This is a genomic window from Streptomyces sp. NPDC085481, from assembly GCF_044541845.1.
Lineage (GTDB): Bacteria > Actinomycetota > Actinomycetes > Streptomycetales > Streptomycetaceae > Streptomyces.
Window position 1 is genome coordinate 73,614 of sequence record NZ_JBITTJ010000018.1, and the last position, 20,172, is coordinate 93,785.

15 protein-coding genes are annotated in these 20,172 nt (G+C 72.6%); 12 read left to right on the top strand and 3 right to left on the bottom strand.

Going from position 1 to position 20,172, the window contains the following annotated elements; all coding sequences use genetic code 11:
- Positions 1 to 9 precede the first annotated feature (9 nt).
- From ACIGEZ_RS30360 to ACIGEZ_RS30385, 6 genes are all read left to right on the top strand, one after another.
- Positions 10 to 1,158 (top strand): ABC transporter ATP-binding protein, encoded by a 1,149-nt coding sequence (locus ACIGEZ_RS30360; protein ID WP_399837349.1) that lies wholly within the window; start codon positions 10 to 12, stop codon positions 1,156 to 1,158.
- A complete protein-coding gene (locus ACIGEZ_RS30365; RefSeq protein WP_399837351.1) occupies positions 1,155 to 2,084 on the top strand; it encodes an ABC transporter permease in 930 nt (309 codons plus the stop codon). Before ACIGEZ_RS30360 ends, ACIGEZ_RS30365 begins: the two co-directional genes overlap by 4 nt.
- Entirely contained in the window at positions 2,084 to 2,878 is a 795-nt protein-coding gene (locus ACIGEZ_RS30370; protein ID WP_399837355.1) for an ABC transporter permease, read from the top strand. Before ACIGEZ_RS30365 ends, ACIGEZ_RS30370 begins: the two co-directional genes overlap by 1 nt.
- Positions 2,879 to 2,914: 36 nt before the next feature.
- Positions 2,915 to 4,333 (top strand): NAD(P)/FAD-dependent oxidoreductase, encoded by a 1,419-nt coding sequence (locus ACIGEZ_RS30375; RefSeq protein WP_399837357.1) that lies wholly within the window; start codon positions 2,915 to 2,917, stop codon positions 4,331 to 4,333.
- Positions 4,334 to 4,467: 134 nt separating this feature from the next.
- Positions 4,468 to 4,950: a hypothetical protein gene (locus ACIGEZ_RS30380; protein WP_399837360.1), complete on the top strand. Its 483-nt coding sequence runs from the start codon at positions 4,468 to 4,470 to the stop codon at positions 4,948 to 4,950.
- Between the two features lie 97 nt (positions 4,951 to 5,047).
- Positions 5,048 to 6,853: a chitinase gene (locus ACIGEZ_RS30385; RefSeq protein WP_399837363.1), complete on the top strand. Its 1,806-nt coding sequence runs from the start codon at positions 5,048 to 5,050 to the stop codon at positions 6,851 to 6,853.
- Here ACIGEZ_RS30385 and ACIGEZ_RS30390 read toward each other — a convergent pair.
- The 3 genes from ACIGEZ_RS30390 to gabT form a co-directional block, all read right to left on the bottom strand.
- Positions 6,838 to 7,494: a hypothetical protein gene (locus tag ACIGEZ_RS30390; RefSeq protein ID WP_399837367.1), complete on the bottom strand. Its 657-nt coding sequence runs from the start codon at positions 7,492 to 7,494 to the stop codon at positions 6,838 to 6,840. The genes ACIGEZ_RS30385 and ACIGEZ_RS30390 overlap by 16 nt on opposite strands.
- The gene (locus tag ACIGEZ_RS30395) at positions 7,491 to 8,258 is read right to left on the bottom strand and encodes a phosphatase PAP2 family protein (protein ID WP_399837371.1); all 768 of its coding nucleotides are present in this window, start codon (positions 8,256 to 8,258) and stop codon (positions 7,491 to 7,493) included. Before ACIGEZ_RS30395 ends, ACIGEZ_RS30390 begins: the two co-directional genes overlap by 4 nt.
- An 88-nt stretch (positions 8,259 to 8,346) precedes the next feature.
- Positions 8,347 to 9,681, bottom strand: a complete 1,335-nt coding sequence (gabT, locus tag ACIGEZ_RS30400; protein ID WP_399837374.1) for a 4-aminobutyrate--2-oxoglutarate transaminase — start codon at positions 9,679 to 9,681, stop codon at positions 8,347 to 8,349.
- A gap of 234 nt (positions 9,682 to 9,915) precedes the next feature.
- Here gabT and ACIGEZ_RS30405 point away from each other — a divergent pair, with 234 nt between their 5' ends.
- The 6 genes from ACIGEZ_RS30405 to aroA all read left to right on the top strand — a co-directional run bounded on the left by ACIGEZ_RS30405 (position 9,916) and on the right by aroA (position 20,159).
- Positions 9,916 to 12,336: an ATP/GTP-binding protein gene (locus ACIGEZ_RS30405; protein ID WP_399837377.1), complete on the top strand. Its 2,421-nt coding sequence runs from the start codon at positions 9,916 to 9,918 to the stop codon at positions 12,334 to 12,336.
- 123 nt (positions 12,337 to 12,459) lie between these two features.
- A complete protein-coding gene (locus ACIGEZ_RS30410; protein WP_399837381.1) occupies positions 12,460 to 14,025 on the top strand; it encodes a PucR family transcriptional regulator in 1,566 nt (521 codons plus the stop codon).
- A gap of 111 nt (positions 14,026 to 14,136) precedes the next feature.
- Positions 14,137 to 15,087: an EamA family transporter gene (locus ACIGEZ_RS30415; protein WP_399837384.1), complete on the top strand. Its 951-nt coding sequence runs from the start codon at positions 14,137 to 14,139 to the stop codon at positions 15,085 to 15,087.
- A gap of 210 nt (positions 15,088 to 15,297) precedes the next feature.
- The gene (locus tag ACIGEZ_RS30420) at positions 15,298 to 16,743 is read left to right on the top strand and encodes an aldehyde dehydrogenase family protein (RefSeq protein ID WP_399837388.1); all 1,446 of its coding nucleotides are present in this window, start codon (positions 15,298 to 15,300) and stop codon (positions 16,741 to 16,743) included.
- A gap of 148 nt (positions 16,744 to 16,891) precedes the next feature.
- Positions 16,892 to 18,817 carry an acyl-CoA dehydrogenase family protein gene (locus tag ACIGEZ_RS30425; RefSeq protein WP_399837392.1) on the top strand — a complete coding sequence of 642 codons (1,926 nt, stop codon included), beginning with the start codon at positions 16,892 to 16,894 and terminating at the stop codon, positions 18,815 to 18,817.
- 94 nt (positions 18,818 to 18,911) lie between these two features.
- Positions 18,912 to 20,159, top strand: coding sequence for a 3-phosphoshikimate 1-carboxyvinyltransferase (gene aroA / locus ACIGEZ_RS30430; protein ID WP_399837394.1), 1,248 nt, complete (start codon positions 18,912 to 18,914; stop codon positions 20,157 to 20,159).
- Positions 20,160 to 20,172 lie beyond the last annotated feature (13 nt).

The following is a 20,172-nucleotide window of genomic DNA, read 5'->3' on the forward strand; positions in this document are numbered from 1 at the left end:
CCACGACCCATGACTGACAAGAACACCGGCGGCGACGTCCGTCTCACCGGCATCAGCAAGTCCTACGGCTCCTTCACCGCCGTCCACCCGCTCGACCTGACCGTCCCCCAGGGCTCGTTCTTCGCCCTCCTCGGCGCCTCCGGCTGCGGCAAGACGACCACCCTGCGCATGATCGCCGGCCTGGAGGACCCGTCCACCGGCACCGTCTTCCTCGGCGACCGGGACGTCACCGACCTCCCGCCGTACAAGCGGCCGGTCAACACGGTCTTCCAGTCCTACGCGCTCTTCCCGCACATGGACGTGCACGAGAACGTCGCCTTCGGTCTGCGCCGGCGCGGCGTCAAGTCGGTGAAGAAGCAGGTCGACGAGATGCTCGAGCTCGTCCAGCTCGGCGACAAGGCCCGGCACAAGCCGCACCAGCTCTCCGGCGGCCAGCAGCAGCGCGTCGCCGTCGCCCGTGCGCTCATCAACCACCCGCAGGTGCTGTTGCTCGACGAGCCGCTCGGCGCGCTCGACCTCAAGCTGCGCCGGCAGATGCAGCTGGAGCTCAAGCGGATCCAGACCGAGGTCGGCATCACCTTCGTGCACGTCACCCACGACCAGGAGGAGGCCATGACCATGGCCGACCAGGTCGCGGTGATGAACGGCGGCCGGGTCGAGCAGCTCGGCGCCCCCGCCGACCTGTACGAGAACCCGCAGACCACCTTCGTCGCCAACTTCCTCGGCACCTCCAACCTCATCGAGGCCGAGGTCGCAGAGACCGGCGCCGACGTGGTCGTCACCGCCGGCGGCGGCAAGCTCAAGGTGCCCGGCGCGCGCTGTACCTCCGCCGTCCGCCAGGGCGGCAAGGTGCTCGTGGGCGTACGCCCCGAGAAGATCTCCCTCACCCACGCCGACGACGCCGGGCGGATAGCCGACGGCCGCAACCGCGTCACCGGCCGGATCGTCGACTCCTCGTTCATCGGCGTCTCCACGCAGTACGTGGTGAACTCGCCGGCCGGCGCCGAACTCCAGGTGTACGAGCAGAACATCGAGCGCGACGCGCGGCTCCGCCCGGGCGCCGAGGTCGTGCTGCACTGGAACCCGGCCCACACCTTCGGTCTCGACGCCGCGCAGGACATCGACGCGGGCGTGGAGACGGTGGAGGACGCCGCATGAGCGCGACCCTGACGAAGGAGGAGGCGCCGCCCGCCGCGGACCCCGTGCCGCGCAAGCCCTCCACCCGCAAGCGGCTCGTCCCGTACTGGCTGCTGCTGCCCGGCATCGTCTGGCTGCTGGTCTTCTTCGCGCTGCCGATGATCTACCAGGCCTCGACCTCGGTGCAGACCGGCTCCCTGGAGAAGGGCTTCGAGGTCACCTGGCACTTCCAGACCTACTGGGACGCCTTCCAGGAGTACTGGCCGCAGTTCGTCCGCTCCCTGCTGTACGCCGGGACCGCGACCCTGCTCTGCCTGCTGCTCGGCTACCCGCTCGCGTACCTGATCGCCTTCAAGGCCGGCCGCTGGCGCAATCTGCTGCTCGTCCTGGTGATCGCGCCCTTCTTCACCAGCTTCCTCATCCGGACCCTGGCGTGGAAGACGATCCTGGCCGACGACAGCCTGGTGGTCGACGCGCTGAACGCGCTGCACGTCCTCGACGTCACCAGCTGGCTCGGCTGGACCGAGGGCGAGCGGGTGCTCGCCACCCCGATGGCGGTCGTGTGCGGTCTGACGTACAACTTCCTGCCGTTCATGATCCTGCCGCTCTACACCTCCCTGGAGCGGATCGACGGCCGGCTGCACGAGGCCGCGCAGGACCTGTACGCCTCCCCGGCGACCACCTTCCGCAAGGTGACCTTCCCGCTGTCGATGCCCGGCGTCGTCTCGGGCACGCTGCTCACCTTCATCCCGGCGAGCGGCGACTACGTCAACGCCGAGCTCCTCGGCTCGACCGACACCAAGATGGTCGGCAACGTCATCCAGTCGCAGTTCCTGCGCGTGCTCGACTACCCGACGGCCGCCGCCCTGTCGTTCATCCTCATGGCGATCGTGCTGCTCATGGTCACCGTCTACATCCGCCGAGCGGGAACGGAGGACCTGGTCTGATGCGCTGGATCCGTCGGAACCTCGTGGTCATCGCGGGCCTGCTCACGCTCGCGTACATGATCCTGCCGAACGTCGTCGTGATGGCGTTCTCGTTCAACAAGCCCAACGGGCGCTTCAACTACTCCTGGCAGCAGTTCTCGCTGGACGCCTGGAAGGACCCCTGCGGCGTCGCCGACATGTGCGAGTCGCTCACGCTCTCGCTCCAGCTCGCCGCCTGGGCCACGGTCGGCGCCGTCGTCCTCGGCACGATGATCGCCTTCGCGCTCGTCCGCTACCGCTTCCGGGCGCGGGGCGCGATCAACTCGCTGATCTTCCTGCCGATGGCGATGCCCGAGGTCGTGATGGCCGCCTCGCTGCTCACCCTCTTCCTCAACATGGGGATCGAGCTGGGCTTCTGGACGGTCCTCATCGCCCACGTCATGTTCTGTCTGTCGTTCGTCGTGACGGCGGTCAAGGCCCGGGTCATGTCCATGGACCCGCGTCTGGAGGAGGCCGCGAACGACCTCTACGCGGGCCCCGTGCAGACCTTCCTGCGGGTCACCCTGCCGATCGCCGCGCCCGGCATCGCCGCCGGCGCCCTCCTCGCCTTCGCGCTCTCGTTCGACGATTTCATCATCACCAACTTCAACGCGGGCTCCACCGTGACCTTCCCCATGTTCGTCTGGGGCTCGGCACAGCGAGGAACACCCGTTCAGATCAACGTCATCGGCACCGCGATGTTCGTCCTCGCGGTACTGGTGGTCGTGGCCGGCCAGATCGTCACGAACCGGCGCAAGAAAACAGCAACGGCCTGACCGACCGTCGGTCAGGCACCGAAGGAGTTGGAAACCATGGCCCCAGTCGCCATGCGTCTCGCTGCACAATCTCTCTCCGACGCCCAGCCCGTCCCCTTCTGGCTGGAAGACCCCGGCAAGCCCGGCGCCCTGCCCGCCCTCACCGGCAACGAGAAGTGCGATCTCCTCGTCGTCGGCGGCGGATACAGCGGACTGTGGACGGCGCTGCTCGCCAAGGAGCGCGACCCCTCCAGGGACGTCGTCCTCGTCGAAGGCCGCGAGGTGGGCTGGGCCGCCTCGGGCCGCAACGGCGGCTTCTGCGCCGCCTCCCTCACCCACGGCCTCGGCAACGGCCTCGCCCGCTGGCCGGGGGAGCTCGCCACCCTGGAGCGGATGGGCGAACGGAACCTCGACGCCATCGAGGAGGCCGTCGCCCGCTACTCCCTGGACTGCGACTTCGAGCGCACCGGCGAGATCGACGTGGCCACCGAGGCCTACCAGCTCGAGGAGCTGCACGAGCTGTACGAGGAGGCCGACCGGCACGGTCTGGCCGGCGGCCTGGAGTTCCTGGACCGCGACGCGCTCCGGGCCGAGGTCGACTCGCCCACCTTCCAGGGCGGCCTCTGGGACCGCCGCGGGGTCGCCATGCTGCACCCGGCCAAGCTGGCCTGGGGCCTCAAGCGGGCCTGCCTCGACCTGGGCGTACGGATCTTCGAGAACACCCCCGCCCTCGACCTGGTCGCGGCCGGCGGCGGCATGGCCGTGCGCACCCCGTACGGCCGGGTGGCGGCCCGCCGGGTCGCCCTCGGCACCAACGTCTTCCCCTCGCTGGTCAAGCGGGTGCGGCACTACACCGTCCCGGTCTACGACTACGCGCTGATGACCGAGCCGCTCAGCCCCGAGCAGCTCGCCTCGATCGGCTGGAAGAACCGGCAGGGCCTCGGCGACAGCGCCAACCAGTTCCACTACTTCCGCATCACCGCCGACCACCGCATCCTGTGGGGCGGTTACGACGCGATCTACCGCTTCGGCGGCAAGGTCGCCTCGGAGATGGACAACCGCCCGGAGACGTACCTCAAGCTCGCCCAGCATTTCTTCACCTGCTTCCCGCAGTTGGAGGGCCTGCGCTTCAGCCACGCCTGGGGCGGCGCGATCGACACCTGCTCGCGCTTCTCGGCCTTCTTCGGTACGGCGCACCAGGGCAAGGTGGCGTACGCGGTCGGCTACACGGGTCTCGGCGTCGGCGCCACGCGCTTCGGCGCGGACGTGATGCTGGACCTGCTGGCGGGGGAGCGGACCGAGCGCACGGAGCTCGAGATGGTGCGCTCCAAGCCGCTGCCGTTCCCGCCGGAGCCGATCGCCTGGGCGGGCATCGGGCTGACCAAGTGGTCGCTCGCACGGGCCGACGAGAACGGCGGCCGGCGCAACCTGTGGCTGAAGACGATGGACAAGCTGGGTCTCGGCTTCGACAGCTAGGACGGCACAGGTGCGCTGTGGGTGTGATGCAAGTCACAACTGATGGGTAGGGAATCCGCGTCATAGCGGCGGATCGGCCCGCTCTCTCCGTGTGGACACCGCGACCGGCGGGTCCGCACGGAGAGGAGACCGTTGTGGCGACTGGTTCGGAGGCTTCGGGGGTCAGGGCCGCCGTGGAGTGGCTGGTGTCGGTCGCGCCGGATCCCGACGCCTGCCGCTGGGAGTGGGAGCGCAACCCGCACGGTGTCGCCCTGCTGCCCGCCGGCCGGGGCTGGGACGTGCTGATCCTGCCGGCCGGGCTCGGCTATCCGACGCTCGACGTGCTGACCCGCATGGTGGACCGGCCGGGCCCGGTCCTGGCCGACTTCGGCGACGCCCGGATGGGCTTCTTCGTGCCGTCGGGCACGGCTGCCCGCTGGCTGGGCACGGGGGTGCGCAGCGCGGGGCGCGGCACGTGGATCGTCGTCCCGTATCCGGGGCGGGCGACCGGCGGCGTGCGCTGGCTCGTGGTGCCGGACGGGAGCGGCACGCTCACCGACGCCGCGCTGCTCGAACTGGCGATGCACGAGGCCGCGGGGCAACTGGCGCAGGGGGACGGGGGCGTGGGCGGCGGGTGACCGGGTGCGTTGCCCGGGCAGAGGTCTTGACCACTTGATTGGTCTGGACCATGCTGTGGCGCGCTCCACCTCGATTCCCCCACCCCCGGAGGCAGTTGTGGACCGCACCAGACCCCTCACCCTTCTGCTGGCAGGCGCCCTCGCCGCCGGCGGACTCGTGGCGCTCACCCCCCTGGCCCAGGCCGCCGACACCGAACTCGCCCGCAACGGCGGGTTCGAGTCCGGCCTGGACGGCTGGAGCTGCACGGCCGGCAGCGGGGCCGTCGTCCCGACCCCCGTGCGCAGCGGGACGAAGGCCCTGCAGGCGACCCCGGCCGGCAGCGACAACGCCAAGTGCTCCCAGACCGTCACCGTCAAGCCGAACTCCACCTACGCGCTGAGCGGTTGGGTCCGCGGCAGCTACGTGTACCTCGGCGCGTCCGGCACCGGCACCAGCGACGTCTCCACCTGGACCCAGTCAGCCCCCGACTGGCAGCGGCTCGCCACCACCTTCACCACCGGCGCCTCGACGACCTCCGTCACGATCTTCACCCACGGCTGGTACGGCACCGGCGCCTACCAGGCGGACGACCTGTCCCTGCTCGGCCCGGGCGGCGACCCCGTCCAGACACCGGCGACGCCCACCGGGCTCGCCGCCGGCTCCGCTACCTCCTCCTCGGTGACGCTCACCTGGCCCGCGGTCGCCGGCGCCACCTCGTACAAGGTCTACCGGGACGGCGTGCTCGTCGCGACCGTCAGCGGCACCTCGTACACGGCGACCGGGCTCGCGGCCTCGACCTCGTACAGCTTCCAGGTCTCCGCGGCGAACAGCGCCGGAGAGTCGGCCAGATCCACCGCCGTCACCGCCACCACGACCTCCGGGGGAGGCGGCAACCCCGGCGGCTCACTGCCCGCCCACGCCCTCGTCGGCTACCTCCACGCCAGCTTCGCCAACGGATCCGGCTACACCCGCATGGCCGACGTCCCCGACTCCTGGGACGTCGTCAACCTCGCCTTCGGTGAGCCGACCTCGGTGACCTCCGGCGACATCCGCTTCAGCCTCTGCCCGGCGACGGAGTGCCCGAACGCCGAGTCCCCCGCGGAGTTCAAGGCCGCCATCAAGGCCAAGCAGGCCGCCGGCAAGAAGGTCCTCATCTCCATCGGCGGCCAGAACGGCCAGGTCCAGCTCTCCACCACCGCCGCCCGCGACACCTTCGTCTCCTCCGTCTCGAAGATCATCGACGAGTACGGGCTCGACGGTCTCGACATCGACTTCGAGGGCCACTCGCTCTCGCTGCAGACCGGCGACACCGACTTCCGCAGCCCGACCAGTCCCGTCATCGTCAACCTGATCTCCGCCGTCAGGACCCTCAAGGCGAAGTACGGCGCGAAGTTCGTCCTGACCATGGCCCCGGAGACCTTCTTCGTCCAGCTCGGCTACCAGTACTACGGCTCAGGCCCCTGGGGCGGCCAGGACCCCCGCGCCGGTGCCTACCTCCCGGTCATCCACGCCCTGCGCGACGACCTCACCCTGCTGCACGTCCAGGACTACAACTCGGGCTCCATCATGGGCCTCGACAACCAGTACCACTCCATGGGCGGCGCCGACTTCCACATCGCCATGACCGACATGCTGCTCACCGGCTTTCCGGTCGCCGGCAACACCGACCGCGTCTTCCCGGCCCTGCGCCCCGACCAGGTCGCCATCGGCCTCCCCGCCTCCACCCAGGCGGGCAACGGCCACACCAGCCCGGCCGAGGTGAACAAGGCGCTCAACTGCCTGACGAGGAAGACCGACTGCGGCGGCTACCAGACCCACGGCACCTGGCCGGGCCTGCGCGGCCTGATGACCTGGTCGATCAACTGGGACCGCTACAACCAGTGGGAGTTCAGCCGCAACTTCGACGCCTACGCCTGGAGCTGACCCGCCACAGGCTCCAGACCCGTTCGCCGCAGCGCCCGGACCATCGCCGGAAGGTCCGGGTCGCCGCGGTCCTCCGCCACGACGTGCGCCGCCAGCAGCTCCGGCGTCAGCCGGCGCTCCTCGGCGGCGGCCAGGAGGGTCTCCGCCGAGGCCCGGTCGTACCCGACGGGGTCGGCCAGCAGAAGCAGCGCCTCGCCCCGCTCGACGAAGCGGCTCATCCCGCAGTCCAGGCCGTCGTCGTCGAGGTCCTCGGGGTACGGGGCGCGGCCCCAGGCGCCCTCCTCGTACCAGTACACGCAGCCCAGCTCGTTCCCCGCGAGCCGGTCGCGCAGCTCCTCGTACGGCAGCCAGTCCGGGCCGCCCGCCAGCATGTCGACGGGCGGCTCGTACCACTTGCAGCCGCTCGACTCGTCCTCGCCGAACAGCACGAATCGTCCCGCGGCGATCCGGGAGAACGTCCACCAGGTGCAGCCGCCGTCGTCGAGGTGCAGGCCCTCGTCGTCGATCCACACGCCGCTCCGGTGCCCGCCCTGGCCCTCGGCCTCCGTCGTCGCCCGCACCACCGCGTGCACGCCCCAGCGCACCCACAGCAGTTCGGGGTCGGGCAGGTCGCCGGGTAGTCCGGGCCGGTGGATCGTCATGCGCTCTCCGGTGCGTCAGGTGGTGACCGGTCCGCCCGACCGTACCGCGCGGCGAGCACTGGCCAGCGCAGCAGGGGCAGGCAGAGCGCGAGGGAGGCGAGGACGTCGAGCGGCCAGTGGAAGCCGCGCAGAACCAGCCCGGTCGCCGTGACCGCGGTGAGGACGGCGGCGACCGGCAGGAGGCGGCGGGAGACCAGCAGGGCCGCACCGGTGTACGCCACCATCGCGGTGGCCGTGTGACCCGACGGGAAGTAGCCGTGCGCCCACGGTTCGAGCGGGCCGGGGCGGGCCGTCCAGAGCTTCAACGGGACGACCAGGAGCGGGACGAGCGCCATCGCCAGGCCCGCGCAGAAGGCGGCGGCCCGCCGCCCCCGCCAGGCCGCGTACGCCATCGCGCAGGCCAGCACGGGCAGCGCGACCGTCATGCCGCCCAGGTCGGAGGCGGCCTCGCTCAGACCGCGCGGGACGGTGTCCACCAGGGCGCGGGAGAGGCGTTCGTCCAGCCGGGCCAGCGGGCCGTGGGCCAGGACCTGCCAGGTGACGAGGGTGAGGGCGACCACCGCCCAGAAGACAGCCGACCGCCCCGGAACAGGGGGGGTGGTTCCGGGGCGGTCGCCTGGACCGGGCTGCCGCGCGCCCCGGGGGGTGTGGGGCGGGCGGCCATCCGATCGGTGAGGAGTTCCGGAGCCCAGGGCTCCAGCGGTGTGCGCGATGGCACGGTCTGGGCGGGGCTGGGGAGGCTCCGCCCGGGGTGTTTCTCTCATCTGCGGAAACCGTACGGCACGAGGAAGGGGGCCGACAGCCGGATCTCCATCCCGCCATCGGCCCCCCACAGCTTCTTCACACGGAGCGTCAGATCTGGGCGAACGCGCTCTCGATGACGTCCAGACCCTCGTTCAGCAGGTCCTCGCCGATCACCAGCGGCGGCAGGAAACGCAGCACGTTGCCGTAGGTGCCACAGGTGAGGACGAGCACGCCCTCGGCGTGGCAGGCCTTGGCCAGCGTGGCGGCGGCCTCCGGGAACGGCTCCTTGGTCGCCGGGTCCTTGACCAGCTCGATGGCGATCATCGCGCCACGGCCACGGATGTCGCCGATGGCCGGGTACTTCTCCTGCATGGCGGTGAGGCGGGTCTTCATGACCTCCTCGATGCGCTTGGCCTTGGCGTTGAGGTCGAGCTCCTTCATCATCTCGATGGAGCCCAGCGCACCCGCACACGCGACCGGGTTGCCGCCGTAGGTGCCGCCGAGGCCGCCGCCGTGGACGGAGTCCATGATCTCGGCGCGGCCGGTGACGGCGGCGAGCGGCAGACCGCCCGCGATGCCCTTGGCGGTGGTGATCAGGTCCGGGACGATGCCCTCGTCCTCGCACGCGAACCACTGGCCGGTGCGGCAGAAGCCGGACTGGATCTCGTCGGCGACGAAGACGATGCCGTTGTCGTTGGCGAACTTCACGATCGCCGGCAGGAAGCCCTTGGCCGGCTCGATGAAGCCGCCCTCGCCGAGCACCGGCTCGATGATGATCGCGGCGACGTTCTCGGCGCCGATCTGCTTGCTGATCTGGTCGATGGCCTGGGCGGCGGCCTCGGGGCCGCAGTTCTCCGGGCCGGTGGGCCAGCGGTAGCCGTAGGCGACCGGCACGCGGTAGACCTCGGGCGCGAACGGGCCGAAGCCCTGCTTGTACGGCATGTTCTTCGCCGTCAGCGCCATGGTGAGGTTGGTACGGCCGTGGTAGCCGTGGTCGAAGACGACGACGGCCTGGCGCTTGGTGTACGAACGGGCGATCTTGACCGCGTTCTCGACCGCCTCGGCGCCCGAGTTGAACAGCGCGGACTTCTTGGCGTGGTCGCCCGGGGTCAGCTCGGACAGCGCCTCGCAGACCTCGACGTAGCCCTCGTACGGCGTCACCATGAAGCAGGTGTGGGTGAAGTCCGCGAGCTGGGCGGAGGCGCGGCGGACCACGGCCTCGGCGGAGGCGCCGACCGAGGTCACGGCGATGCCGGAACCGAAGTCGATCAGCAGGTTGTCGTCGACGTCCTCGATGATGCCGCCGCCGGCCCGCTTGGTGAACACGGGCAGCACCGAGCCCACGCCACCGGCGACCGCGTCGAGACGGCGGGCCTGAAGCTCCTGCGACTTCGGGCCGGGGATGGCGGTGACGATGCGCCGCTCCTGCGGGACAGCGTTCATGCGGGGCTCCTGGGGGTGTTCTGGACGCACTTGCGGGTTTCCTCCGCAGGCTAGGCGCGGGGGCGGGGCTCGGGCATGCGCCGATCGGGAGTGTTGGGGGGTGTGTCGTTGTCCGCGGTGGACATGGCGGCACGTCGTCGCCCGGGTGGGCGAAACCGCTCCGGGGCGGCCGATCACCACTAGATTGACGCTTGCACGGATGCGGCGACCTGGCAGGTCAGGGGGCAGGGGTTCATGGAGACCGAAGGCACGTACGAGTCACGCGACGCGCGGGGGGACCGCGAGGCGCGGGGGCCGGCGGTCCCGCACCCGGCCGGGCCGCCGCCTTCCGGTCCTCCGCCCGGGCCGCCTTCCGCTCCTGCGTCCGGGTCGCCCTCCGGTCCTTCCTCCGGGCCGTCCTCCGGCGCTGCCGCGTCCGCCGCCCGTACCGGGCCCGTCGTGCCCCCGCCGCCCTCGCACGCCCCCGTCACCGGGCCCGCCGTCGCCGACTGGCTGAGGATGCCCCGGCCCGCGGCCGCCGTCGGCGTGTGGCGGCTCGGCCACCGGGCACGGCCCGAGGCCGAGCCGGACGAGGTGCCCGGCCGCCAGCTGTTCGCCGGCGCCGCCATCGCCTACCTCTGCGGCTGGCTGCTCTGGTCGCTGCTGTGGAACGGCTACCTGGAGGGGTGGTGGATCTTCGTCGACGACTGGTGGCTGCTGCCCATGCTCCTGCTCGTCCCCGACTCCTGGCGCTCGGCCACCAGTCCCGACTTCGACCTCTTCGTCACCGCCACCTACCTCTGGGACGCCGTCGTCCTCGGCCTGATCGCCTTCGGCTTCGGCCGGGTCGGCAACTGGCGGGAGATCTGGCAGCGCTACGGCGTGCCGATCTGGCCGCTGTTCATCCTCGTCCAGGGCGTCTGGCGGGAGCTGCCCCGGGACCGCACCGCCTGGCTGACCTGGACCTCCAACATCCACTACGTGCTGCTCGCCGTCGCCGTGATCGCCGCCGCCGGGCGGATCGGCCGCTGGCCCGCCGTCCGCCGCCGCCTCGGCACCCGGGCCGGCGAGGCCCCGCCCCCGCCGCCCGCGCCCGCCGCCGACCCCGCCGAATGGCCCGAACTGCGCGAGGCCGGGCTCACCGACGCCGCCCGGATGCTCGCCGACGCCACCCGGCAGGGCAGCCTCGGCGACGTCGACTACGCCCGGATCCGGCGCGCCTGGCAGGGCGTGAGGACCCGGCCCGAGCGGCTCGCCGCCTTCACCGACGCCGTACGCACGCGGGGCGCCGCCGCCTGCGGCCACCCCTCCGGGCGGCGCGACCTGCCCCAGCGCACCGCCACCCACGACCTCGCCACCGGGCAGCTGCTCCTCGGCACCGCCGCCGACCACCCGCGCAACCCCTACGTCCGGCGCACCACCGGCGTCGCCCTGGAGCCCGGGCTCCTCGGCACCTCGCTGCTCGCCGTCGGACCCGCCGGCGCGGGCAAGACCGCCCGCCTGGTCCGGCCGGTCGTCGAGTCGCTCAGCCTCCAGGCCCTCGCCAACCGCGCCGCAGTCGTCGCCGTCGCCGCCCACGGCACCCCCCTCGGCCCCGACGAGGCCTTCGACGTCGTCGTCTCCGTAGGCCGCCCCGACTCCACCCACGACCTCGACCTCTACAGCGGCGCCGACGACCCCGACGAGGCCGCCCGCATCCTCGCCGAGGCCCTGATCGGCGACCTGGTCCCCGACAGCCGGCGCGCCGCCACCGCCCTCGCCCAGCTCATCGGCCCCTTCCGCACCGGCTACGGGCGCTTCCCGGCCGTCCCCGAACTGCGCGAACTGCTCGGCGGCAGCCCCGAGGCCCTGCGTGCCCTGCGCGAGGCCGTCGCCGGCGCCCCCGCCCAGCTGCGCGAGCTCGACGCCCGCGCCCGCCAGGCCGACCGCGGCGACGAGACCGGCGAACTGCTCGCCGAACGCCTCGCCTTCCTGGACCGGCCCGCCTTCGCCGCCTTCTTCGCCACGGACGCGGCGGCAGGGAAGGGCGAGGGCCGCCGTCCGCAGTTCACCCCGCGCGCGCTCGAACACCCCTTGCGGGTCCGGGTCGACCTCCCCGACCGCGGCCACGCCGAGGCCTCCCGGATCGTCTCCCGGCTGCTGCTCGCCCAGTTCGCCGAGGCCGCGCTCGGCCGCCGTGACCGGTCCCTGTTCACCTGCCTGGTCCTCGACGACGCCACGTACACCGTCACCGGCGAGTCCGTACGGGCGATCCAGCGCCTGCGCTCCGCCCACGCGGGCGTCGTCCTCGCCCTGCGCGGCCTGGAGGACGTCCCCGAGCAGCTGCGCGGACCGCTCCTCGGGGCGGTCGGCTGCCGGATGGCCTTCGCCGGGATCGCCCCCTGGGACGGCAACCGGTTCGCCGAGGCGTGGGGCACCGAATGGGTGCAGACCCGGGACGTCACCAACCGCCAGATCATCTCCGACGAGCCGCTCACCAAGGCCCTGCACTTCATGCGGCGCGTGGTCACCGGCAAGGCGGCCACCGCGGAGGCCGTGACGGTACGCGAGGTGGAACGGGAGCGGTGGTCCGCCTCCGACCTCGCGCATTCCGTGCCGGCGGGGCACGCGGTGGTCTCCCTCAGTCATGTACGGGGCGAGCACATGCACCCGCTCCTCGTGGAGCTGCGGAGCTGAGCGCGAAGCCGGGCCGGAGCCGGGTCGCCGAGCCGGAGCGGGCCGGGGGAGGCCCTGGCACAATCGGGGGCGCGCCGCCCGACGGTGGTGCGCCTCCCTCCCCCCTAAGGTCCGACGGTCCCAATGCCGCCCACCCTCGCCTCGCTCGTCCAGCACTCGGCGCTCAAGCTCACCGTCCGCGCCGGTGAGGACCGCCTCGACACTCCCGTGCGCTGGGCCCACGTCAGCGAGCTCGCCGACCCCGTCCCCTACATGGAGGGCGGCGAGCTGCTGCTGACCACCGCGCTCACCCTCGACGCCGAGGACCCGGAGGTGATGGGCCGCTACGTACGGCGGCTGCTCGGCGCGGGTGTCGTCGGGCTCGGCTTCGCCGTCGGCGTCAACTACGACGAGATCCCGCAGGCGCTGATCGACGCGGCCCGCGCGGAGTCCCTGCCGTTGCTCGAAGTGCCGCGCCGCACCCCGTTCCTCGCGATCAGCAAGGCCGTGTCGGCGGCGATCGCGGCCGACCAGTACCGGGCCGTGACCGCCGGCTTCGAGGCCCAGCGCGAGCTGACCCGGGCCGCGCTCGGCGAGGGCCCGGACGCGGTCGTCGCCCGCCTCGCGGCGCACGTCGACGGCTGGGCGGCGCTGTACGACACCTCCGGCACGGTCCTCGCCGTCTCGCCCGAGTGGGCGGCGCGCCGGGCCGCCCGGCTCACCCCCGACGTGGAGCGGCTGCGGGAGCGGCCCGCGCCCGCGAGCGCGGTGGTCGGCGGCACCGAAGACCGGGTGGAGCTGCAGTCGCTCGGGACCGGGCGGCGGGTGCGCGGTGCGCTCGCGGTCGGCACCGGGGCGCCGCTCGGAACGGCCGAGCGGTACGCGGTGCACTCCGCCATCGCCCTGCTCACCCTGACCACCGAGCGGTCCCGCTCGCTGCAGGCCGCCGAGCAGCGGCTCGGGGCGGCGGTGCTGCGGATGCTGCTCGCCGGGCAGCCGGACCACGCCCGCGCGGTGGCCGGCGATCTGTACGGCGGGCTGCTCGACGCCCCCTTCCGGCTGCTGATCGCCGAGCCCGCGTCGGCCGAGGCGAAGGAGGGCGAGGCCCCGCTGCCGGTGCTCGCCGAGTCACTGGAGGCCGCGGCGGCCCGGGCGGGCGAGTCAGTGCTCACCGTGCCGGACGGCGAGGACCGGCTCGTGGTCCTGGCGGGGGACGGCGGCGCCGTCGTCACGGAGTGCGAGGGGTACGCGGCGCGGGAGGCGGAGGAGGCCGAGGTCGTGGTCGGCCTGTCGGCCCCGACCGGGCCGATCGCGGCGGCCGCCGCGTACAAGCAGGCCGAGCAGGCGCTGTCGGTGGCCCGGCGGCGCGGCCGGGCGCTCGTCGAGCACGAGGAGCTGGCGTCGGGCTCGGTCCTTCCGCTGCTCGCCGACGACGCCGTCCGGGCCTTCGCGGACGGTCTGCTGCGCGCCCTGTACGAGCACGACGCCACCGGCCGCGGTGACCTGGTCGCCTCGCTGCGCGCCTGGCTCTCCCGGCACGGCCAGTGGGACGCGGCCGCCGCGGACCTGGGCGTCCACCGGCACACCCTGCGCTACCGGATGCGGCGGGTGGAGGAGATCCTCGGCCGCTCCCTCGACGACCCGGACGTCCGCATGGAGCTGTGGCTGGCCCTGAAGGCCACGGGGGACGGCGGCACGACCGGCCCGTGAGGCACCCCGGGGGCGGCTTCCGCCGACTTCGACGTCCGAATTCCGCTTGCCCTGCCCGATGCCGGGCAGGATTCTTGGTTCCGGCCGCGCTCCCTACCTAGTCTCCTGATCATGACAAAACCCGCCGTCGATCCGGCTTCCCAGGTCACGTCGCCTGCCCCCATCCCCTCCGCCCGCCGCATCCCCGCCGCCGTATGGGTGGCGCTCGGGATCGTGTACGTCGTGTGGGGGTCCACGTACCTCGGAATCCGGATCGCCGTCGAGACGATGCCGCCGTTCCTCTCCGCGGCCACCCGCTTCGTCACGGCCGGGCTGCTCCTCATGGGGATCATCGCCTGGCGGCAGGGACCCGCCGCGCTGAGGGTGAACCGCCGGCAGCTCGGCTCCGCCGCCGTGGTCGGCCTGCTGCTCCTCGTCGGCGGAAACGGCCTCGTCGTCCTCGCCGAGACCTCCGTGCCCTCCGGGCTCGCCGCACTGCTCATCGCCGTCGTCCCGGCCTGGGTCGTCGTGCTCAAGGCCGGCTTCGGCGAACGCCCGAGCGCCGGCGGTGTCATCGGCGTGCTGCTCGGCCTCGGCGGTCTGGCCGTGCTCACGCTCCCGGGTCTCAGCGGTGACGTGAAGGTCGGCGGCGTCGTCCTCGTGGTGATCGGGACGGTGTGCTGGTCGGTCGGATCCTTCTCGTCCTCCAGGATCCCGATGCCCGCGAACCCCTTCACCGCCAGCGCGTACGAGATGATCGCCGGCGGCGTCGGCTGCCTCGGTGTCGCTCTGGTCCGCGGCGAGCAGCACGGCCTGGACCTCTCCGCCATCTCCGGCCGCTCCTGGGCCGCCCTCGCGTACCTGATCGTCTTCGGCTCGCTGATCGCCTTCACCGCGTACGCCTGGCTGCTGCAGACCGCCCCGCTCTCCCTCGTCGCCACCTACGCCTACGTCAACCCGGTCGTCGCCGTCGCCCTCGGCGCCCTCGTCCTGAACGAGGCCCTGTCGTGGCCCATCGTGCTCGGCGGCGTGATCGTCGTCGCCGGGGTCTGTCTGATCGTGTCGACCGAGCGGCGCCGCTGACCGGGCGCCCCGGATGATCAAGGTCGGCGCGGTGCTGCGGAAGCCGGCACGTCAGAGCCGGGGATCCCGTGCGCCTCGCCAAAGCGGACAGGATCCCCCGCCTACCACTCCATACCGGCCAAGCGCCCGTTCGCCCGCTTCGCCCTACCGTGGCACGAGAGCGCGAGAACACCCCCTCGCACCACCCCAAACGGAAAGGGCCGGGACGCAATGACGACCACCCACGCCTTCTGGCTCGCCGGCCGCGAGGCCACCGGCGAGGCCACCTTCGACGTCACGAACTCCTTCGACGGACGTCTGGTCGGCAAGGTCAGCGTGCCCACCGAGGCCCAGGTCGAAGAGGCCGTCGCCGCCGCCCACGCCGTCGTCGACGAGTTCGCCGCCACCCCGGCGCACGTCCGCGCCGCCGCCCTCGACCACGTGTCGAAGCGGCTCGCCGAGCGCACCGAGGAGATCGCCCAGCTGATCTCCGCCGAGAACGGCAAGCCCATCAAGTGGGCCCGCGGCGAGGTCGGCCGCGCCGTCTCCGTCTTCCGTTTCGCCGCCGAGGAGGCCCGCCGCTTCAACGGCGGCGAGGCCCAGCGCCTCGACACCGAGGCCGGTGGCGTGGGCCGCCTGGCGCTGACCCGCCGCATCCCCAAGGGCGTCGTGCTCGGCATCGCGCCGTTCAACTTCCCCCTGAACCTCAGCGCCCACAAGGTCGCCCCGGCCATCGCCGTCGGCGCCCCGATCATCCTCAAGCCGGCGCCGTCGACCCCGATCTCCTCCCTGATCCTGGGCGAGATCCTGGCCGAGACCGACCTGCCGGCCGGCTCCTGGTCGGTCCTGACCGTGCCGAACGACCGCATGCCCGCCCTCGTCAAGGACGAGCGCCTCCCGGTCATCTCCTTCACCGGCTCCGACAAGGTCGGCTACGCCATCCAGGAGTCCGTGCCGCACAAGCACTGCACCCTGGAGCTCGGCGGCAACGCGGCCGCCGTCGTCCTGCCCGACTGGTCCTCCGAGGCCGACCTGGACTGGGCCGCCAGCCGCATCGCCACCTTCTCCAACTACCAGGGCGGCCAGTCCTGCATCTCCGTGCAGCGCGTGATCGCGGACGCCTCCGTCTACGACCGCCTGGTGCCGAAGATCGTCGCCGCCGTCGAGGCCCAGGTCACCGGTGACCCGGCCGACGACGCCACCGACGTCGGCCCGCTCGTCGACGAGGCCGCCGCCCAGCGCGTCGAGGCCTGGGTGGACGAGGCCGTCGCGGCCGGCGCGAAGCTGCTCGCCGGCGGCAAGCGCGAGGGCGCCACCTACGCCCCGACCGTCCTCACCGAGCTGCCCGCCGACGTCACCCTGGCCCGCGCCGAGGTCTTCGGCCCGGTCCTGACCATCGCCAAGGTGGACGGCGAGGCCGAGGCCTTCGCCGCGGTCAACGACTCCGACTTCGGCCTCCAGGCCGGCGTCTTCACCCGCGACCTGCAGGCCGCCTTCCGCGCCCACCGCGCCCTCGAGGTCGGCGGCGTGATCGTGGGCGACGTCCCCTCGTACCGCGCCGACCAGATGCCGTACGGCGGCGCCAAGCGCTCCGGCGTCGGCCGCGAGGGCGTCAAGTACGCGATGGACGACTACACCTACGAGCGAGTCCTGGTCCTCACCGGCCTCGCCCTGTAGTCCGTCACCCGTACGGACGAAGAGACCGACGGCCGGAGCCCACTGTGCGGGGGCTCCGGCCGTCCTTCGTCTTTCCGAAACCGTGGATATCGGGTACGACGGACGAGTAGCCACAAGGCCCCCGACGAGCGGCGAGGTGAGCTCCTCCATGACCGCACCCACCCAGCGGCCGCCCAAGGTAACCGAACGCGAAGCCCGGCAGGTCGCCGAGGCGGCCCGCCAGCAGGACTGGCACAAGCCGAGTTTCGCGAAGGAACTGTTCCTCGGCCGGTTCCGACTGGACCTGATCCACCCCCACCCGCTGCCCGCCGACGAGGACGTCCGCCGCGGCGAGGCCTTCCTCGCCAAGCTGCGCACGTTCTGCGAGACCCAGGTCGACGGCGCCCGCATCGAGCGCGAGGCCCGCATCCCCGACGAGACCATCGCCGGTCTCAAGGAACTCGGCGCACTCGGCATGAAGATCGACCCCAAGTACGGCGGCCTCGGCCTCACCCAGCTGTACTACAACCGGGCCCTCGCCCTGGTCGGCTCGGTCAGCCCCGCACTCGGCGCGCTGCTCTCCGCGCATCAGTCGATCGGCGTACCGCAGCCGCTGAAGATCTTCGGCACCCAGGAGCAGAAGGACGCCTTCCTGCCCCGGCTCGCCCGCAGCGACATCTCCGCCTTCCTCCTGACCGAGCCCGACGTCGGCTCCGACCCCGCCCGGCTCGCCACCACGGCCGTACCGGACGGCGAGGACTACGTCCTCGACGGCGTGAAGCTGTGGACCACCAACGGCGTCGTCGCCGACCTCCTCGTGGTCATGGCCCGCGTCCCCGCCTCCGACGGCCACCGGGGCGGTATCACCGCCTTCGTCGTCGAGGGCGACTCGCCCGGCATCACCGTGGAGAACCGCAACGCCTTCATGGGCCTGCGCGGCCTGGAGAACGGCGTCACCCGCTTCCACCGGGTCCGGGTCCCGGCCGCCAACCGCATCGGCCCCGAGGGCTCCGGCCTCAAGATCGCCCTCACCACCCTCAACACCGGCCGGCTCTCGCTGCCCGCCGCCTGCGCGGGCGCGGGCAAGTGGTGCCTGAAGATCGCCCGGGAATGGGCCGCCGAACGCGAGCAGTGGGGCAAGCCGGTCGCCCGGCACGAGGCCGTCGGCACGAAGATCGCTTTCATCGCCGCCACCGCCTTCGCCCTGGAGGCCGTCGTCGACCTCGCCTCCCAGATGGCCGACGAGGACCGCAACGACATCCGCATCGAGGCCGCCCTCGCCAAGCTCTACGGCTCCGAGATGTCCTGGCTCATCGCCGACGAACTGGTCCAGATCCGCGGCGGCCGCGGCTACGAGACCGCCGACTCGCTCGCCGCCCGCGGCGAACGCGCCGTACCCGCCGAACAGCTCCTGCGCGACCTGCGGATCAACCGGATCTTCGAGGGGTCGACGGAGATCATGCACCTGCTGATCGCCCGCGAGGCCGTCGACGCCCACCTCGCCGTCGCCGGCGACATCATCGACCCCGACAAGGCCCTCGCCGACAAGGCGAAGGCGGGCGCGAGGGCCGGCGGCTTCTACGCCCGCTGGCTGCCCAGACTCGTCGCAGGACAGGGTCAGCTTCCCGGCGCGTACGGGGAGTTCGGCGACCTCGCGACCCATCTGCGGTACGTCGAGCGGACCTCCCGCAAGCTCGCCCGCTCCACCTTCTACGCGATGTCCCGCTGGCAGGGGAAGATGGAGCTCAAGCAGGCCTTCCTGGGCCGGATCGTCGACATCGGCGCCGAGCTCTTCGCGATGAGCGCGGTCTGCGTACGGGCCGAACTGCTGCGCACCACCGGCCCCCACGGCCGCGAGGCCCACCAGCTCGCCGACGCCTTCTGCCGCCAGGCCCGACTCCGGGTGGCCGAGCTGTTCGGCCGCCTGTGGGCCAACACGGACGACCTGGACCGCCGCGTCGTCGACGGCGTCCTGGCCGGCTCGTACACCTGGCTGGAGGAGGGCATCCTCGACCCGAGCGACGACGGCCCGTGGATCGCGGACACGACACCGGGCGAGTCGACGAAGGAGAACGTCCACCGGAAGATCCGCTGACGGCGGTACAGCCCGCTACAGAGGAAGGTCAGGGTCCCGTCCAGGTTCCGGACGGGACCCCCGCCGCGCCCCGCCCCACGGCAGGATGGCGCCCGTGACCGTCATCGACATCCCCGGCTCCAAGTCCGTCACCGCCCGCGCCCTCTTCCTCGCCGCCGCGGCCGACGGCACCACCACCCTCCTGCGCCCCCTTCGCTCCGACGACACCGAGGGCTTCGCCGAAGGGCTGAAGGCCCTCGGTCACGCCGTACGGCAGGAGCCCGGTGCCTGGCACATCGAGGGCCGCCCCGCGGGGCCCGGCGTCGCCGAGGCCGACGTGTACTGCCGCGACGGCGCCACCACGGCCCGCTTCCTGCCGGCCCTCGCCGCCGCCGGGCACGGCACCTTCCGCTTCGACGCCTCGGCCCAGATGCGCCGCCGCCCGCTCGGCCCGCTCACCACCGCCCTGCGCGAGCTGGGCGTCGACCTCGAGCACGGCGAGCGCGAGGGCCACCACCCGCTCACCGTCACCGGCCGCGGCATCCGCGGCGGGGCGATCCGGCTCGACGCGGGCCAGTCCTCGCAGTACCTCACCGCGCTGCTGATGCTCGGCCCGCTCACCGCCGAGGGCCTGTCGATCACCGTCACCGACCTGGTCTCCGAGCCGTACGTGGAGATCACCCTCGCGATGATGCGGGCCTTCGGCGCGAAGACCACCCGCGAGGACGGCCCCGAAGGCCGTACGTACACCGTCGCCCCCACCGGCTACCAGGCGACCACGTACGCCATCGAGCCGGACGCCTCCACCTCCAGCTACTTCTTCGCCGCGGCCGCCCTGACCCCCGGCGGCGCCGTCACCGTCCCCGGTCTCGGCACCGGCGCACTCCAGGGCGACCTCGGATTCGTCGAGGTCCTTCGCCGCATGGGCGCCGACGTCGAGATCGGCGCCGACGCCACCACCGTCCGCTCCACGGGCGCCCTGCGCGGTGTCACGGTCAACATGCGGGACATCTCCGACACCATGCCGACCCTCGCCGCCCTCGCCCCCTTCGCCGAAGGACCGGTCCGCATCGAGGACGTCGCCAACACCCGGGTCAAGGAGTGCGACCGCCTCGACGCCTGCGCCGAGAACCTGCGCCGCCTCGGCATCACCGTCGACACCGGCCCCGACTGGATCGAGATCCACCCCGGCACCCCGGCGGGGCCCGCCGAGATCGCCACCCACGGCGACCACCGCATCGTGATGTCCTTCGCGGTCACCGCCCTGCGCACCCCGGGCGTCACCTTCGACGACCCCGGCTGCGTGCGGAAGACGTTCCCGGACTTCCACTCCGCTTTCGACGCGTTCGCCCGGGGGCAGTGAAGAGCGCACAGTC

Excerpts from the sequence above, each read along its gene's own strand:
- gabT (WP_399837374.1), bottom strand. The coding sequence starts at position 9,681 with ATGAACGCTGTCCCGCAGGAGCGGCGCATCGTCACCGCCATCCCCGGC.
- ACIGEZ_RS30370 (WP_399837355.1), top strand. The coding sequence starts at position 2,084 with ATGCGCTGGATCCGTCGGAACCTCGTGGTCATCGCGGGCCTGCTCACG.
- ACIGEZ_RS30365 (WP_399837351.1), top strand. The coding sequence starts at position 1,155 with ATGAGCGCGACCCTGACGAAGGAGGAGGCGCCGCCCGCCGCGGACCCC.
- ACIGEZ_RS30360 (WP_399837349.1), top strand. The coding sequence starts at position 10 with ATGACTGACAAGAACACCGGCGGCGACGTCCGTCTCACCGGCATCAGC.
- ACIGEZ_RS30410 (WP_399837381.1), top strand. The coding sequence starts at position 12,460 with ATGCCGCCCACCCTCGCCTCGCTCGTCCAGCACTCGGCGCTCAAGCTC.
- ACIGEZ_RS30415 (WP_399837384.1), top strand. The coding sequence starts at position 14,137 with ATGACAAAACCCGCCGTCGATCCGGCTTCCCAGGTCACGTCGCCTGCC.
- ACIGEZ_RS30420 (WP_399837388.1), top strand. The coding sequence starts at position 15,298 with ATGACGACCACCCACGCCTTCTGGCTCGCCGGCCGCGAGGCCACCGGC.
- ACIGEZ_RS30425 (WP_399837392.1), top strand. The coding sequence starts at position 16,892 with ATGACCGCACCCACCCAGCGGCCGCCCAAGGTAACCGAACGCGAAGCC.
- ACIGEZ_RS30375 (WP_399837357.1), top strand. The coding sequence starts at position 2,915 with ATGGCCCCAGTCGCCATGCGTCTCGCTGCACAATCTCTCTCCGACGCC.
- ACIGEZ_RS30395 (WP_399837371.1), bottom strand. The coding sequence starts at position 8,258 with ATGAGAGAAACACCCCGGGCGGAGCCTCCCCAGCCCCGCCCAGACCGT.
- ACIGEZ_RS30390 (WP_399837367.1), bottom strand. The coding sequence starts at position 7,494 with ATGACGATCCACCGGCCCGGACTACCCGGCGACCTGCCCGACCCCGAA.
- ACIGEZ_RS30405 (WP_399837377.1), top strand. The coding sequence starts at position 9,916 with ATGGAGACCGAAGGCACGTACGAGTCACGCGACGCGCGGGGGGACCGC.